The organism is Streptomyces sp. NPDC104202 (assembly GCF_055584185.1).
Genome location: NZ_JBVJMN010000011.1, coordinates 13,587 through 28,889 on the forward strand (window position 1 = coordinate 13,587; position 15,303 = coordinate 28,889).

The following is a 15,303-nucleotide window of genomic DNA, read 5'->3' on the forward strand; positions in this document are numbered from 1 at the left end:
CACCTGAGCCCGGGATTGTTCCCGGACGTTCGTTCGCTCTGAGCGATCAGCCTCCCGTGGGCGCGCGAGGCGGGATGTAATACCTCCATGGATATTGCAGCCATTACATCTGCCTGGGTGGCGGGCTGGACCGTCTCCCGCGGCACTCCGGCCGCCGTCACCGAGCCCTGGGGCCACCGCATCGACGTCGGCCTGCCCCGGCACGTCGTGCGCCACGTCCTGCCGGCCCCCGACGCGGCCTCCGTCGGCGCGCTCTGCGCCCGGCTGACCCAGCCGTTCAGCTGGCTCAAGGTGATGGCGGCCCCGGAGGAGGTGGCGCCGTGGATCACCGAGGGGTGGACGGTCCCCGACGACCCCGGCTTCATGATGGTCAAGCACCTGGACCCCGGCGCCCGGCCCGCGCCGCCGGAGGCGTACGTCCGGACGACCGAGACGCGGGACGGCGTCATCCGGGTCCGGATCCTCGCGCCGGACGGCACCCTCGCCGCCCGCGGCCAGATCGCCCCGACCGGCTCCACGGCCGTCGCCGACCAGATCGAGACCGACCCCGCCCACCGGCGCCGGGGCCTGGGCGCCAACGTGATGCGCACCCTGGAGGCCGCCGCGGCCCAGGCGGGCGCCACGACCGGCGTGCTCGCCGCCACCACGGACGGCCTCGCCCTCTACGACTCGCTCGACTGGCGCTACCGGGGCCCGCTCACCGGCATCGTCCGCGACGGCGACTGAGGGGCGCGGACCTCACGCCCGTCGCGGGGCCGGACCGCTCGCCCGTCAGCGGCGGGACGAACCATGTGTCCGCGCGGCCGGGCGTCCCGCGCGGCCGGCCGCCCGGCCCCGATGGCGTCGCGGCCGGACGGGCGGCCCCGGAGAATCCGCCCCGTCCGGCTGCGCGGGGCGGCCTCCACGGGGCATGCTCGACCCATGGTGCGAGGCGTACGGGGAACGTGGTGCGGGGCGCTGCTGGCGGCTGCGCTGGCCGTCGGCGGAGCGAGCGGCTGCGGGCCGGAGGCGGGCGCGCCCGCGCCCGGCGGGCCGCCCTCGGGGTCGAGCGCGCCCACCGCGCCCCCGGCGGGCACCCCCTCCACCGCCACGACGGCGCCGGCCACCCCCACGCGGGACCCGGTGCCCGCCGGGGTGCTCGTCGAGGTGGTCGTCAACGGCGGCCTGGCCGGGGTCCGCAACCAGCTCGTCGTCCACGACGACGGCACCTGGACCCTGCGCTCCGGCACGAAGCCGCCCCGGACCGGCCAGCAGACCCCCGCCGAGACGGCCGCGCTCAGGGCCGCCCTGGAGGACCCCGCGTACGCCCGGGTCCCGGAGCGCCCGTCCGGCAGCCCGATCGCCGACGGCTTCCAGTACTACGTGACCTACCGCCACCGCCTCGTCGTCGCGGACGACGGCGACCGCCCGGAGGCCCTCCGGCGCGTGTTCGCCGCCCTCCCGGAGGGCGGCCCGCCGACCGCCCCCTGAGAGCCCGCGGGTCGGGGCCGTGCGCGGGAGCGGACGGCCGGCGCCGCACCCGTACGACCGGAGTCCGCCGCCGGAGCCCAGGCCGTGCGGCCCGGGGGGCCCGGGAGCGCGGGGCGCGTCAGTCCTTCGGGGCGGCGATCGCGGCGTACTGGCGCCGCAGGGAGGCGCCGACGCGGTCCGGCATGTCCATCGAGGCGGGGTCGAGGGCCCACTGGATCTGCAGGCCGTCCATGACGGCGAGGTGCTCCTGGGCGACGGCGGCGCAGTCGGTGTCGGGGCGGAGCTCACCGCGCCGGACCGCCCGTTCCAGGAGGTCGACGGTGTGCCGGAGCACGCGCGCGTAGCGCTCCTTGAAGTAGGCGTGGGCGGGGTGGCCGACGTTGCCGGACTCGCCCACCAGGACGTTGAACATGCGGACGATGCCGGGGCGCCGGGTGTTCTCCTCGATCAGCGCGACGAGGGCGTCGAGGTACGCCTCGTAGGTGTCGGGGTCGACGGCGAAGAGGCGCTCCTCGTCGTGCTGCTCGCTCTGCGCGAGGACCGACAGGAGGAGGTCCTCCTTGCTGCGGAAGTGGTGCAGCAGGCCGCCCTGGGTGATGCCGCAGTCGTGGGCGATGCGGGCGAGGGAGGAGGCGTGGAAGCCCCACTGCCCGAAGTGGTCGACGGCGGTGTCCAGGATCTTCTGGCGGCGCGCGTCACCGACCGCGTAACCACCCCTGCCTGCGCTCCTGCGGGGCGTTCGGCCCGTGTTCTCCGGCATGCGGCCACCTTAACCGGGCCCGGAATGAGGCTTTTTTTGCGTGACTCAGGTCACATTTCAGAAACCTAGTGGTTACTCGGTTTTCACACTTAGCCTGAGGGCGCCAGAGGCCGGCAGCGCCGCCGTCCGAGGTCGGTCGAGCCGGTCGCACCGCCGGTCACGCAAGCAGGGACGTACGGCATGAACCCCTACCAGGACCCCACCCTCCCCGTGGAGGAGCGCGTGGAGGACCTCCTCGCCCGGATGACTCCGGAGGAGAAGGCGGGACAGCTCTTCCACTCCATGCTGATGATGAATCCGGACGGCACCCCCGTGACCGAGACGGACGGCTCGATGCTGCCGTTCGCCACCCCGGAGCTGATCGAGGGCCGTCGGCTCACCCACTTCAACCTGCTCGGCACCTACGGCGCCCGCGAGATGGCGCTCTGGCACAACGCCGTCCAGGAGATGGCCGAGGGCACCCGGCTCGGCATCCCCGTCACGCTCTCGACCGACCCGCGGCACGCCTTCACCGACAACATCGGCGCCTCCTTCGACGCCGGCGCCTTCTCCGCCTGGCCCGAGGCGCTCGGCCTGGCCGCCGTGGGCGACCCCGAGCTGGTCTTCCGCTTCGCCGACACCGTCCGCCGCGAGTACCTCTCCGTCGGCTTCCGCACCGCGCTCCACCCGCAGATCGACCTCGCCACGGAGCCGCGCTGGTCCCGCCAGTCCGGCACCTTCGGCTCGGACGCGAAGCTCACCGGCGCCCTCGTGCGGGCCTACGTCCGCGGCCTCCAGGGCGACACCCTGGGCACCGAGTCGGTGGCCGCGATGGTCAAGCACTTCCCCGGCGGCGGCCCGCAGAAGGACGGCGAGGACCCGCACTTCCCGCACGGCAAGGAGCAGGTCTACCCCGGCGGCCTGCGCGGCCTGCACCTGGAGCCCTTCAATGAGGCCATCGCCGCCGGCTGCTCGCAGATGATGCCGTACTACGGCCGGCCGGTCGGTACCGACTGGGAGGAGGTCGGCTTCGGCTTCAACCGGGGCGTCCTCACCGGGCTGCTCCGCGAGGAGCTCGGCTTCGCCGGCATCGTCTGCGCCGACTGGGGGCTGCTGACCGACGCGGTCATCTTCGGCGAGAAGCACGAGGCGCGGGCCTGGGGAGTGGAGCACCTCGACGTCGCCGGGCGGGCCGCGAAGGCGCTCGACGCGGGCGTCGACCAGTTCGGCGGCGAGCAGTGCCCCGAGGTGATCGTGGAGCTGATGGCGACGGGCCGGGTGTCCGAGGAGCGGGTCGACGCCTCCGTGCGGCGGCTGCTGCGCGAGAAGTTCGTCCTCGGCCTCTTCGACGCGCGGCGGTACGTCGACCCCGACGAGGCGGCCGAGACGGTCGGCCGCGCCGACTTCACGGCCGCGGGCGCCGCCGCCCAGCGCCGCTCCCTCACCGTCCTCACCGACGGACCGCTCCCCCTGACGGGCCGGCCGAGGCTGTACGCGGAGAACGTCGACCCGGCGGTCGCCGCGGCGTACGGCGAGGTCGTCGACGACCCGGCCGGGGCCGACGTCGCGGTCCTGCGGCTGCGGACCCCGTACGAGGAGCGGCCGAACCGCTTCGAGTCCTTCTTCCACTCCGGCTCCCTCGCCTTCCCCGACGAGGAGCTGACCCGGATCCTCGGCCTCCTCGCCACCGTGCCGACCGTGGTCTGCGTCAACCTGGAGCGCCCGGCCGTGCTGCCCGAGATCGCCGAGCGGGCGGCCGCGCTGATCGCCGACTACGGCGCGAGCGACGAGGCCCTGCTGGACGTGGCCTTCGGGCACGCGCGGGCCGAGGGGCGGCTGCCCTTCGAGCTGCCGCGGTCGATGGCGGCCGTCGAGGCGTCCCGGCCGGACGTCCCGAACGACACGGCCGATCCGGTCTTCCCGCACGGCCACGGCCTGTCGCTGTAGGCCCGCGGCCCGCCGGCGCGGCCCCGCGCCGCGCACCCGGCGGACGCCGGCCCGCCCGGGCCGGCCCACCCAAGGACCGCGGAGTACCTGAACGACTCCGCGCACGATCCGGGGCCCTCCCTGGGGGGCGGGGCCCCGGATCACCCTCCCCTGCCCGCATGTCATGCACCTGAAAGGTTCTCCATGCGCTCGTACCTCGTCCTCGCCTCCGCCGGAGCCGTGTTCCTCGCCGCCACGGGCGTCACCGCCCAGGCGGTGCCCGGCGCCCCGTCCGCCCGCCCGCTCGCCGGGATGCGGATCCTCCTCTCCAACGACGACTCCATGCAGGCCGCGAAGGCGAGCAACTCAGACGGGCTCGGTCTGTACGAGCTCCGCCGCGCGATGTGCGCCGCCGGCGCCGACGTCGTCGTCATGGCGCCCTGGCAGGTCCAGTCCGGCAAGGGCACCGCCGTGACCAACGGCGGCGTGGTCACGGTCCAGCGCCGCACCGTCCTGCCCGCCGGCTACGAGGGCGACTGCGCCCAGGCCCCCTCCGGCGGCGCGGTCTACGGCGTCTGCCTCTCCGCCGGGCCCTGCACCCAGGACTCCCCCAGCGCCACCCCGGCCGACACCGTCAAGCTCGCCCTGCGCGGCGGACTCAGAGCCAAGGCCGGCTGGAAGGACGCCCCGGACCTCGTCCTCACCGGCATCAACTCCGGCCCCAACGTCTCCGCCAGCGTCAACGACTCCGGCACCGTCGGCGCGGCCGTCGCCGCCATCGACCAGGGGGTTCCGGCCCTCGCCTTCTCGTCCTCCGGGGACGCGAGCAACGTCAGCTTCCCGCGGGTCAACTACCGGGCCCACGCCGAGTTCGGCGCCCGCCTCGTCGCCGGCCTGAGGCAACGCGGACTGCTGACCCCGAAGTTCGCCCTGAAGGTCGACTACCCCGACGTCAGCGCGGGCGCGCGGGCCGGGGCCCCCGTCTGGACCCGCGTCGGCGACGGCGCGGTCGTCTTCCACGCCTTCGCACAGCGCGGGCGCAGCGACTCGTTCGACATCGCGCTCGGCCTCTGCCCGTTCGACGGCAGCGGCGAGGGCGAGTGCGCGGAGGGCCGCCCGGACGCCGACTCCACCTGGCTGCTCGACCGGGGCCACGTCACGATCGCCCCGGTCACCTGGGACCGGACGTACGGCTCCCCGGTCGACGCCCGCCGGGAGCTGAACCGCGTCGAGCAGTACGTGCGGCACGAGGCCCCGCGCCCCTGACCCCGGCGCGTGACGCCCTGACTCCCCGGCGTGTTGATCCCGGCCGCCCTCCCCGCGAGGATGGCCGGGACCGACTGCCGAGACGAGAGCGGACAGAGCGACGATGACTTCCCCCCTCACCCTCGACCGCCGCGAAGGACCCTACGGAGAGGTCGTGCTGCGGCGCCGCGACGAGCACTTCGAGATCATCGCCAACGGCACCTTCCTCATGGACACCTCCGACGGGCGCTCCGAGCGCCTCCTGGTCGACGCGGCGCTGGCCGCCCTCCCCGAGCGGACCCGGACCGGCGCCTCCGTCCTCATCGGCGGCCTCGGCGTCGGCTTCTCGCTCGCCCACGCCGCCGCCGGCCCCCACTGGAGCCGCATCACCGTCGTCGAGCGCGAGGCCGCGATCATCGACTGGCACCGGCAGGGACCCCTCGCGGCGATCTCCGGGGCCGCGCTCGCCGATCCGAGGACCGTGATCCTGCACACGGACCTCGTGGAGCACCTCCACACCTCGCCCGACACCTACGACGCCCTCTGCCTGGACATCGACAACGGCCCCGACTGGACGGTCACCGAGGACAACGAATCCCTGTACGCGGCGGGGGGATTGGCGGCCTGCGCGGCCCGCCTGAACCCCGGCGGAGTGCTCGCCGTGTGGTCCGCCCGCCCCTCCGCCGATTTCGAAGGGTCCTTGCGGAATGCCGGATTCAGCGGGGTACGGACGGAAGAGATCCCGGTTGCCCGGGGCGTCCCCGACGCCGTCCACCTCGCCGTCCGCCCCGAATAGCGCCCGGACCGCCGCCGGATAGCCGGGACGCCGCCCGTACCTCTAGGCTGCTGCACCGACATCGGCGACGCGAGGCGGGGCAATGGAGCAGACACACACCACTCACCACGGTGCGGCGGCCACTCCGGGGGCCCAGCGGCGCGTCCTGGTGGTCGAGGACGACGCCACGATCGTCGAGGCCATCTCCGCCCGGCTGCGCGCCGAGGGCTTCCTCGTGCAGACCGCGACCGACGGACCCGCCGCCGTGGACGCCGCCGAGGCGTGGCAGCCGGACCTGATGGTCCTGGACGTGATGCTGCCCGGTTTCGACGGCCTGGAGGTGTGCCGCCGGGTCCAGGCCCAGCGCCCCGTGCCGGTCCTCATGCTGACCGCCCGCGACGACGAGACCGACATGCTGGTCGGGCTCGGCGTCGGCGCCGACGACTACATGACGAAGCCGTTCTCGATGCGCGAGCTCGCCGCCCGGGTGCACGTCCTGCTCCGCCGGGTGGAGCGGGCCGCGCTGGCGGCGGTCACGCCGCGCAGCGGCATCCTGCGGCTGGGCGAGCTGGAGATCGACCACGCGCAGCGCCGGGTGCGGGTCCGCGCGGAGGACGTGCACCTGACCCCGACCGAGTTCGACCTGCTGGTCTGTCTGGCGGGCACCCCGCGGGCGGTGCTCTCCCGCGAGCAGCTCCTCGCCGAGGTGTGGGACTGGGCGGACGCCTCGGGCACCCGGACCGTGGACAGCCACATCAAGGCGCTGCGCCGGAAGATCGGAGCCGAGCGCATCCGCACGGTCCACGGGGTCGGCTACGCGCTGGAGACCCCGGCGCCGTGAGCCGGCCGGGGCCGGGGAGGCCGCACGTGGGAGAAGGACCGCACCGGCCGGCTCGGACCCGCCGGATCGTGATCTCGATCAAGACGAAGCTGGGCGCCCTGGTCGTCGGGGCGGTCCTGCTCACCTCCGGTCTCGCCCTGGTGGCGATCCGGACCTCCACCGAGTTCCGCTACATCACGGTCTTCGCGATGATCGCGACGCTGCTGATCACCCAGTTCGTGGCGCAGTCGCTGACGGCACCGCTCGACGAGATGACGACGGTGGCGGGGACGATCTCGCGGGGCGACTTCACCCGCCGCGTGCGGGGCGCGGACCGGCGGGACGAGCTGGGCGACCTGGCCTCGACGATCAACCGCATGGCGGACGACCTGGAGGCCGTCGACCGGCACCGCAAGGAGCTGGTCGCCAACGTCTCGCACGAGCTCCGCACGCCGATCGCCGCGCTCCGGGCAGTCCTGGAGAACGTCGTGGACGGGGTCTCGGAGGCCGATCCGGAGACGATGCGGTCGGCGCTGAAGCAGACCGAGCGGCTCGGCAGGCTCGTCGAGACGCTGTTGGACCTGTCACGTCTTGACAACGGTGTCGTGGCGCTGCGGGCGAGCCGCTTCGAGGTCTGGCCCTATCTGTCGGGTGTGCTGCGGGAGGCCAATCTCGCCGCGTCCCAGCGCGGCCTGTCCTCCACCTCGGGCCTCCACAACCGGACCGACGTCCACCTGCACCTGGACGTGTCGCCGCCCGAGCTGGTCGCCCACGCGGACGCGGAGCGGCTGCACCAGGTGATGGCGAACCTGATCGACAACGCGGTGAAGCACTCGCCGCCGCACGGCCGGGTGACGGTCCGGGCCCGGCGCGGCCCCTATCCGGACTCCCTGGAGCTGGAGGTCGAGGACGAGGGCCCCGGCATCCCTGAGTCGGAGCGGCACAAGGTCTTCGAGCGGTTCAACCGGGGCTCGGCCCCGCACCGCCCCGGTCCGGGCAGCGACGGCGGCACCGGACTGGGCCTGGCGATCGCCCGCTGGGCGGTGGATCTGCACGGCGGCGGGATCGGTGTGGCCGAATCGTCACGTGGGTGCCGCATCAGAGTCACTCTTCCGGGCAATCTTCGAGTGAGAGATTGACGTAGGGTTCGAACCGGAAGCGCACGTTCTGCGTGTACGTGATCAGGACTCGCGTGCAGGTGGGCGGGGTGCGGTCAGGGATGCGGCCGAAGCGGGCCGTGCCTGCGCTTTTCCGTACCCTCACACCGCCGGAACCACGCTTGTTTCCCGCCATTCACGGCTCCGAAACACCCCGTCAAGTGTGACTTGCGCGACGTTGGAGTGCCCGGCCTGCACCTCCCGGCCGGACAGGCGTAGCCTTTATTTCCGCTGTCCATCACCTTGTGAAGCGGAAGAGGGCGGTTGCCGCCGTGTCGTCTCAGTCCCCCAGTACCCCGAGCTCCCCGACCGACCAAGACGGGCAGGGCCAGAACCCTGCGACCGCCTTCGGTGCCAATGAGTGGCTCGTCGACGAGATTTACCAGCAGTACCTCCAGGACCCGAATTCGGTCGATCGTGCCTGGTGGGACTTCTTCGCCGACTACAAGCCCGGAGCGACGTCGGAGACCCCGGCCGCCGCCCCGGCGCCCACCACCACCCCGAGCGCGCCCGCCGCGCCGCAGGCGGGCCCCGCACAGGCCGCGCCTGCCGCCCCGGCGGTCGTCCCGGCTCCGGCCGCTCCGGCCGCGGCCCCGGCCGCCAAGCCCGCGGCGGCCCCCGCCGCGCCGGCCGCCGCGAAGCCCGCCGCCGCCGCTCCGGCTCCGGCCAAGGCCGCCCCGGCCGCCGAGGCCCCCGCCGGCCCCGAGCTGATCACGCTGCGCGGCCCGGCCGCCGCGGTCGCGAAGAACATGAACGCCTCGCTGGAGGTGCCGACGGCCACGTCCGTCCGTGCCGTCCCGGTGAAGCTGCTCTTCGACAACCGGATCGTGATCAACAACCACCTGAAGCGCGCCCGGGGCGGGAAGATCTCCTTCACGCACCTCATCGGCTACGCGATGGTGCAGGCGATCAAGGCCATGCCGTCGATGAACTACTCCTTCGCGGAGAAGGACGGCAAGCCGACCCTGGTCAAGCCGGAGCACGTGAACTTCGGTCTCGCGATCGACCTGGTGAAGCCCAACGGCGACCGCCAGCTCGTCGTCGCGGGCATCAAGAAGGCCGAGACGCTCAACTTCTTCGAGTTCTGGCAGGCGTACGAGGACATCGTCAAGCGGGCCCGCGTGGGCAAGCTGTCGATGGACGACTTCACCGGCGTCACGGTCTCCCTGACCAACCCCGGCGGCCTCGGCACCGTCCACTCCGTGCCGCGCCTGATGCCCGGACAGTCGGTCATCATGGGCGTCGGCTCGATGGACTACCCGGCCGAGTTCCAGGGCACCTCCCAGGACACCCTGAACAAGCTGGGCATCTCCAAGGTCATGACCCTGACCTCGACGTACGACCACCGCGTCATCCAGGGCGCCGCCTCCGGCGAGTTCCTGCGCGTCGTCGCCAACTACCTCCTCGGCGAGGAGGGTTTCTACGACGACATCTTCAAGGCCCTGCGCATCCCCTACGAGCCGGTCCGCTGGCTCAAGGACATCGACGCGTCGCACGACGACGACGTCACCAAGGCCGCGCGGGTCTTCGAGCTGATCCACTCCTACCGGGTCCGCGGCCACGTCATGGCCGACACCGACCCGCTGGAGTACAAGCAGCGCAAGCACCCCGACCTGGACATCACCGAGCACGGCCTCACCCTGTGGGACCTGGAGCGCGAGTTCGCGGTCGGCGGCTTCGCCGGCAAGTCGATGATGAAGCTCCGCGACATCCTCGGCGTGCTCCGCGACTCGTACTGCCGCACCACCGGCGTCGAGTTCATGCACATCCAGGACCCGAAGCAGCGCAAGTGGATCCAGGACCGCGTCGAGCGCCCGCACTCCCGCGTGGAGCGCGAGGAGCAGCTGCGGATCCTGCGCCGGCTGAACGCGGCGGAGGCCTTCGAGACCTTCCTGCAGACGAAGTACGTCGGCCAGAAGCGCTTCTCCCTGGAGGGCGGCGAGTCCGTCATCCCGCTGCTCGACGCGGTCATCGACTCGGCCGCCGAGTCGCGCCTCGACGAGGTCGTCATCGGCATGGCCCACCGCGGCCGTCTGAACGTCCTCGCGAACATCGTGGGCAAGTCGTACGCGCAGATCTTCCGCGAGTTCGAGGGCAACCTCGACCCGAAGTCGATGCACGGCTCCGGCGACGTCAAGTACCACCTGGGCGCCGAGGGCACCTTCGTGGGCCTCGACGGCGAGGAGATCCGCGTCTCCCTGGCCGCCAACCCCTCGCACCTGGAGGCGGTCGACCCGGTCCTGGAAGGCATCGTCCGCGCCAAGCAGGACGTCATCAACAAGGGCGGCACGGACTTCACCGTCCTGCCCGTCGCCCTCCACGGCGACGCGGCCTTCGCGGGCCAGGGCGTCGTCGCCGAGACGCTGAACATGTCGCAGCTGCGGGGCTACCGCACCGGCGGCACGGTCCACATCGTCATCAACAACCAGGTCGGCTTCACCGCCGCCCCGGAGTCGTCGCGTTCCTCGATGTACGCGACCGACGTGGCCCGCATGATCGAGGCGCCGATCTTCCACGTGAACGGCGACGACCCGGAGGCCGTGGTCCGCGTCGCGCGGCTCGCCTTCGAGTTCCGCCAGACGTTCAACAAGGACGTCGTGATCGACCTCATCTGCTACCGCCGCCGCGGTCACAACGAGGGCGACAACCCCTCGTTCACCAACCCGCAGATGTACAACCTGATCGACAAGAAGCGCTCGGTGCGCAAGCTGTACACCGAGTCGCTCATCGGTCGCGGCGACATCACCCTGGAAGAGGCGGAGCAGTCGCTCCAGGACTTCCAGGGCCAGCTGGAGAAGGTGTTCGCGGAGGTCCGCGAGGCCACCAACGCCCCGGCCACCGCCGTGGTGCCGGACGCCAAGGCGGCCTTCCCGGTCGGCGTCACCACCGCGGTCTCCGCCGAGGTCGTGAAGCGGATCGCCGAGTCGCAGGTCACCATCCCGGAGCGGATCGCGGTCCACCCGCGTCTGCTGCCGCAGATGCAGCGCCGCGCCGCCTCCATCGACGACGCCAGCATCGACTGGGGCTTCGGCGAGACCCTCGCCATCGGCTCCCTGCTGATGGAGGGCACCCCGGTCCGGCTCTCCGGCCAGGACTCCCGCCGCGGCACCTTCGGCCAGCGTCACGCGGTCCTGGTGGACCAGGAGACCGGCGAGGACTACACCCCGCTGCTCTACCTGACCGACGAGCAGGCCCACTACAACGTCTACGACTCGCTGCTCAGCGAGTACGCGGCGATGGGCTTCGAGTACGGCTACTCCCTGGAGCGCCCGGACGCGCTGGTCATCTGGGAGGCCCAGTTCGGTGACTTCGTCAACGGCGCGCAGACCGTCGTCGACGAGTTCATCTCCTCGGCCGAGCAGAAGTGGGGCCAGACCTCCGGCGTCACGCTGCTCCTGCCGCACGGCTACGAGGGCCAGGGCCCGGACCACTCGTCCGCGCGCCCGGAGCGCTTCCTCCAGATGTGCGCCCAGGACAACATGACGGTCGCCATGCCGACGCTGCCGTCGAACTACTTCCACCTGCTGCGCTGGCAGGTCCACAACCCGCACCACAAGCCGCTCATCGTCTTCACCCCGAAGTCGATGCTGCGTCTGAAGGCCGCGGCGTCCTCGGTGGAGGAGTTCACCACCGGCGGCTTCCGTCCGGTGATCGGCGACACGACGGTCGACCCGGCCGGCGTCCGCAAGGTCGTCTTCTGCGCCGGCAAGGTCTACTACGACCTGGAGGCCGAGCGCCAGAAGCGCGGTGACACGGAGACCGCGATCATCCGTCTGGAGCGCCTGTACCCGCTGCCGGGTGCCGAGCTGCAGGCCGAGATCGCCAAGTACTCCCAGGCCGAGAAGTACATCTGGGCCCAGGAGGAGCCGGCGAACCAGGGCGCGTGGCCGTTCATCGCGCTCAACCTGATCGACCACCTGGACCTGGCGGTCGGTGCGGACATCCCCGCGGGCGAGCGCCTGCGCCGGATCTCGCGTCCGCACTCGTCCTCCCCGGCGGTCGGCTCGGCCAAGCGTCACCAGGCGGAGCAGCAGCAGCTGGTCAACGAGGTCTTCGAGGCCTGACCGACGTCGCCGTCCCGTACGGCGAGGAGGCCCGGCACCCCCGAGGGGGTGCCGGGCCTCCGGCGTTTCCGGGGGAGCTCAGAGGTTGGCCTCGAAGTCCCAGTAGGGACGGTTGCGCTGACGGGCCGACAGGGTGTGCGGGTGCTGTGCGCCGAGGGTCCGGGTGAGGGTGAGGAGGGCGTCCTCCTCCAGCTTCCCGGCCTCCTCGACCTCGCGCAGGCCGCGCAGGTCGGTGGCGAGCGAGACCTGGCAGGACAGGGTCAGCGGGTGCTCGGAGCCCATGACGTGGCGGGCCCGGCGCAGGGTGTCGCGGCTGAGTTCGGCGGCGTCGGAGACGCGCCCGTTGAAGTTGCGCGCGGCGGTGGCGTTGAGGGCGCAGCCGAGGACCCAGGGGTGGTCGGGGCCGAGGGCGGCGGTGAGGCCGGCGAGGGCCGCCTCCAGCATCGTCATGGCCTCGGTGCGCTCGCCGGACGCCTGCATGACGAGGGCGGTGTTGGCGAGGACGCCGGTGGAGACGGGGTGGGCGGGGCCGAGCAGGGCGCGGTAGCCGGCCTCGGCCTCGTTGATGAGTTCCCGGGCCTGGTCGAGGTCGCCGTGTTCCCGCAGGTAGTTGGCGTAGTTGGTGACGGCGGAGAGCGTCAGGTAGTGGCCGCGTCCCTGGGCCTGTTCGAGGTGGTCGAGGACGCCGGCCATGACGGCGCCGATGTCCTCCTTGAAGCCTCCCTCGCGGCGCCGGCAGAGGGCGAGCTGGCTGCGCGCGTAGAGGGTCTGCTGGTGCTGGGCGCCGAGGATCTTCACGTGGAGGCGGACGTTGGCCTCCTGGCGGCCGAGGGCCTCCCGGTAGCGGCCGAGCAGCCGGAGGTCCTGGGTGACGGCGTTGTTGGAGTTGAGGGTGGAGGGGTGGTGGGGGCGCAGGATGTTCTCGCAGCGGGCGAGGGTGTCGGTGTCCTGCTCGTGGGCCTCCTGGTAGCGGCCGAGCATCCGCAGGACGACGCCGACGTTGTGCCGGGCCGCGAGGGTGAGCTGCTGGGTCTCGCCGAGGAGGGTCTGCGCCTCGGCGAGGACTTCGCGCTGGAGGCGTTCGGATTCCCGGTACTGGCCGAGGAAGCGCAGGTCGCGGGCGATGCAGATCTTGGACTTGAGGTCGGCGAGCTCGTCGCGGTGGTCGGCGCCGGCGAGCAGGGTGCGGCGGGCGAGGTCGAGTTCGTACGCCTCGCGGAAACCGCCGCTGCGGCGCAGGATGTCGCCCTCCACGGTGGTGAGTTCCTGCATCTGCGGGGAGAGGGGGTCCATGAGGCCGGTCCAGCTGCCGCGGATGCGTTCGGCGAGGCGGGTGCCCGCCTTGTGCTCGCCGCTGCGGTCGCAGTAGCGCAGGCAGTTGAGGACGGTGGCCTGGATGCGCGGATCGGTGCTGCGCAGCGCCCCTGCGGGTTCCAGGTGGGGCAGGAGTTCGGAGTAGCGGGGCCAGTTCCGGCTGTCGGTGGGGTTCCCGGGGTCGGCTTCGGCGAGGAGGGTGCGGACGGCCTTGCGGTGGGCGTCGCGGTGCTCGCCGTCGGTGAGGCGGGAGACGATGTCGTGGACGAGCCGGTGCATGTGGACCGACTCCTGCTGCGGCGCCGCCTCCTCGCTGGTGACGGGGCCGCGGGTCTCCCGGGTGAGCACCGAGTAGTTGACGAGGGTGTCGAGGGCCCTGGTCCAGGCGGGCAGGTCGGAGGCCATCCACCGCAGGTCCTCGGGGAGCGGGGCCTGCGGGTGTGCGCGGACGATGCCGAGGGGGATGCGTCCGGGGGCGAACGAGGCGCAGAGGCTCAGGATGTCGATGGCCTGGGGCTGGGCGCGGCGGAGCCGGTTGATCAGTATCGACCAGGACGTGAGGGAGGTGTTGGGCATGCCCTCGCCGGAGACGGGCTCGTCGACGGTGGAGAGCCGTCCTTCGCGGACCATGCGCAGGTACTCGGACGCCTCCATGCCGGACTCGCCGAGCCAGGCCGCGGCCTGGACGAGGGGCAGGGGTACGTCCCCGAACTCGGCGGCGACCTCGTCGGCCTCGGCGGCGGTGATGTGCGGGGCGCGGCGCATCAGGTAGCCGGTGGACTCCGCGCGGTCGAAGTTGCGGACCGGGAGCACGTCGGTGTGTTCGCGCCAGGCGTGGTTGCGGGAGGTGATGAGGACGTGTCCGGGACCGTGCGGGAGCATGACGTTGACGCCTTCGACGTCGTCCCAGCCGTCGAAGACGACGAGCCAGCGGCCGTGCGGGGCCCCTCGGCGGAGGGCCTCGCGGACGGCGCGGATGCGTTCGCCGGGCTCGCTTCCGGTGGTCAGTTCGAGGGCGACGGCGAGTTCGCCGAGCCGGTCCCGCTGGACGTTGCGGTCGTCGGAGCTGACCCACCAGATGACGTCGTAGTCGGAGCTGAAGCGGTGGGCGTACTCGGCGGCGATCTGCGTCTTCCCGATGCCGGACATCCCCAGGAGGGTGTACGCGGCGTTGCCGCGCTCGGCGTCCATGAGCCGTTCCTGGAGCTCGGTGAGGAGGTCGTCGCGGCCGGTGAAGCGGGGGTTGCGGCGGGGGACCTCGCCCCAGATGTCCGGCGGGGTGTCGGGGTAGCGGACGAGCGCTCCGGGCGCGATCCGCCGGGCGGGCGAACGGCGGGGCTCGATGCCGAGCCTGCTGAGGAGCCGGGCCTCGGCCTCCTCCTCGCCGACTCCCCAGAGGCTGACGGGTTCGAGGACGGCCGTGGAGGGGAGCAGGGTGCGGTTGGTGAGGTTGACGGCGGCGAAGCGGTGGGCGTGGGCCGCGACGAAGCTGCGCAGGACGTCGTTCCACTCGCCGGCGGCGCGGGGGCCGAGCTCGAAGAACCAGTCGTCGAGGACGAGGAGGACCTGGCCGCGGGCGAGGAGCAGGTCGCCGAGGGAGTCCTCCAGGGGGACCTCGCGGGGCGGGTCCCAGCGTTGCAGGGTGGCGCGGACGCCGTGGGTGTCGAGCCGCTGGTTGATCCAGGCCGCCCAGGGGCGGTGGTAGCCGGGGAAGACGACGAGGACGTGTTCGGGAGCGCCCCTGCCGCCGTGGTCCGCCGCGGTGCCGCCCGACCGCTGTTCCGCCATGTGTG

The 15,303-nt window shown here is 72.6% G+C and carries 10 protein-coding genes; 8 read left to right on the top strand and 2 right to left on the bottom strand.

The genetic code is table 11. The features are described from left to right. Positions 1-87 precede the first annotated feature (87 nt). Together ACZ60W_RS10210 and ACZ60W_RS10215 are read left to right on the top strand one after the other, a co-directional pair. The gene (locus tag ACZ60W_RS10210) at positions 88-726 is read left to right on the top strand and encodes a GNAT family N-acetyltransferase (RefSeq protein WP_469754901.1); all 639 of its coding nucleotides are present in this window, start codon (positions 88-90) and stop codon (positions 724-726) included. Between the two features lie 195 nt (positions 727-921). Continuing rightward, entirely contained in the window at positions 922-1,470 is a 549-nt protein-coding gene (locus ACZ60W_RS10215) for a hypothetical protein (RefSeq protein WP_469754902.1), read from the top strand. A gap of 118 nt (positions 1,471-1,588) precedes the next feature. On the opposite strand, the gene ACZ60W_RS10220 is transcribed toward ACZ60W_RS10215, so the two are convergent. After that, entirely contained in the window at positions 1,589-2,230 is a 642-nt protein-coding gene (locus ACZ60W_RS10220) for a TetR/AcrR family transcriptional regulator (protein WP_469754903.1), read from the bottom strand. Positions 2,231-2,410: 180 nt separating this feature from the next. Here ACZ60W_RS10220 and ACZ60W_RS10225 point away from each other — a divergent pair, with 180 nt between their 5' ends. The 6 genes from ACZ60W_RS10225 to ACZ60W_RS10250 all read left to right on the top strand — a co-directional run bounded on the left by ACZ60W_RS10225 (position 2,411) and on the right by ACZ60W_RS10250 (position 12,196). Continuing rightward, positions 2,411-4,156, top strand: a complete 1,746-nt coding sequence (locus ACZ60W_RS10225; protein WP_469754904.1) for a glycoside hydrolase family 3 protein — start codon at positions 2,411-2,413, stop codon at positions 4,154-4,156. A gap of 183 nt (positions 4,157-4,339) precedes the next feature. Then, a complete protein-coding gene (surE, locus tag ACZ60W_RS10230; RefSeq protein ID WP_469754905.1) occupies positions 4,340-5,401 on the top strand; it encodes a 5'/3'-nucleotidase SurE in 1,062 nt (353 codons plus the stop codon). A 103-nt stretch (positions 5,402-5,504) separates the two neighbouring features. Then, the gene (locus ACZ60W_RS10235) at positions 5,505-6,176 is read left to right on the top strand and encodes a spermidine synthase family protein (protein WP_469754906.1); all 672 of its coding nucleotides are present in this window, start codon (positions 5,505-5,507) and stop codon (positions 6,174-6,176) included. A gap of 82 nt (positions 6,177-6,258) precedes the next feature. Then, complete coding sequence (locus ACZ60W_RS10240) at positions 6,259-6,996, top strand: response regulator transcription factor (protein ID WP_017236227.1); 738 nt, start codon at positions 6,259-6,261, stop codon at positions 6,994-6,996. Between the two features lie 26 nt (positions 6,997-7,022). Continuing rightward, the gene (locus ACZ60W_RS10245; protein WP_469754907.1) at positions 7,023-8,114 is read left to right on the top strand and encodes a HAMP domain-containing sensor histidine kinase; all 1,092 of its coding nucleotides are present in this window, start codon (positions 7,023-7,025) and stop codon (positions 8,112-8,114) included. A 290-nt stretch (positions 8,115-8,404) separates the two neighbouring features. After that, complete coding sequence (locus ACZ60W_RS10250) at positions 8,405-12,196, top strand: multifunctional oxoglutarate decarboxylase/oxoglutarate dehydrogenase thiamine pyrophosphate-binding subunit/dihydrolipoyllysine-residue succinyltransferase subunit (protein WP_469754908.1); 3,792 nt, start codon at positions 8,405-8,407, stop codon at positions 12,194-12,196. 78 nt (positions 12,197-12,274) lie between these two features. Here ACZ60W_RS10250 and fxsT read toward each other — a convergent pair whose 3' ends face one another. Continuing rightward, a complete protein-coding gene (gene fxsT / locus ACZ60W_RS10255; RefSeq protein WP_469754909.1) occupies positions 12,275-15,298 on the bottom strand; it encodes an FxSxx-COOH system tetratricopeptide repeat protein in 3,024 nt (1,007 codons plus the stop codon). Positions 15,299-15,303 lie beyond the last annotated feature (5 nt).

What these genes read in the sequence shown, in the direction of transcription:
- ACZ60W_RS10210 (WP_469754901.1), top strand. Translation starts at nt 88, where the DNA reads ATGGATATTGCAGCCATTACATCTGCCTGGGTGGCGGGCTGGACCGTC.
- ACZ60W_RS10215 (WP_469754902.1), top strand. Translation starts at nt 922, where the DNA reads ATGGTGCGAGGCGTACGGGGAACGTGGTGCGGGGCGCTGCTGGCGGCT.
- ACZ60W_RS10220 (WP_469754903.1), bottom strand. Translation starts at nt 2,230, where the DNA reads ATGCCGGAGAACACGGGCCGAACGCCCCGCAGGAGCGCAGGCAGGGGT.
- ACZ60W_RS10225 (WP_469754904.1), top strand. Translation starts at nt 2,411, where the DNA reads ATGAACCCCTACCAGGACCCCACCCTCCCCGTGGAGGAGCGCGTGGAG.
- surE (WP_469754905.1), top strand. Translation starts at nt 4,340, where the DNA reads ATGCGCTCGTACCTCGTCCTCGCCTCCGCCGGAGCCGTGTTCCTCGCC.
- ACZ60W_RS10235 (WP_469754906.1), top strand. Translation starts at nt 5,505, where the DNA reads ATGACTTCCCCCCTCACCCTCGACCGCCGCGAAGGACCCTACGGAGAG.
- ACZ60W_RS10240 (WP_017236227.1), top strand. Translation starts at nt 6,259, where the DNA reads ATGGAGCAGACACACACCACTCACCACGGTGCGGCGGCCACTCCGGGG.
- fxsT (WP_469754909.1), bottom strand. Translation starts at nt 15,298, where the DNA reads ATGGCGGAACAGCGGTCGGGCGGCACCGCGGCGGACCACGGCGGCAGG.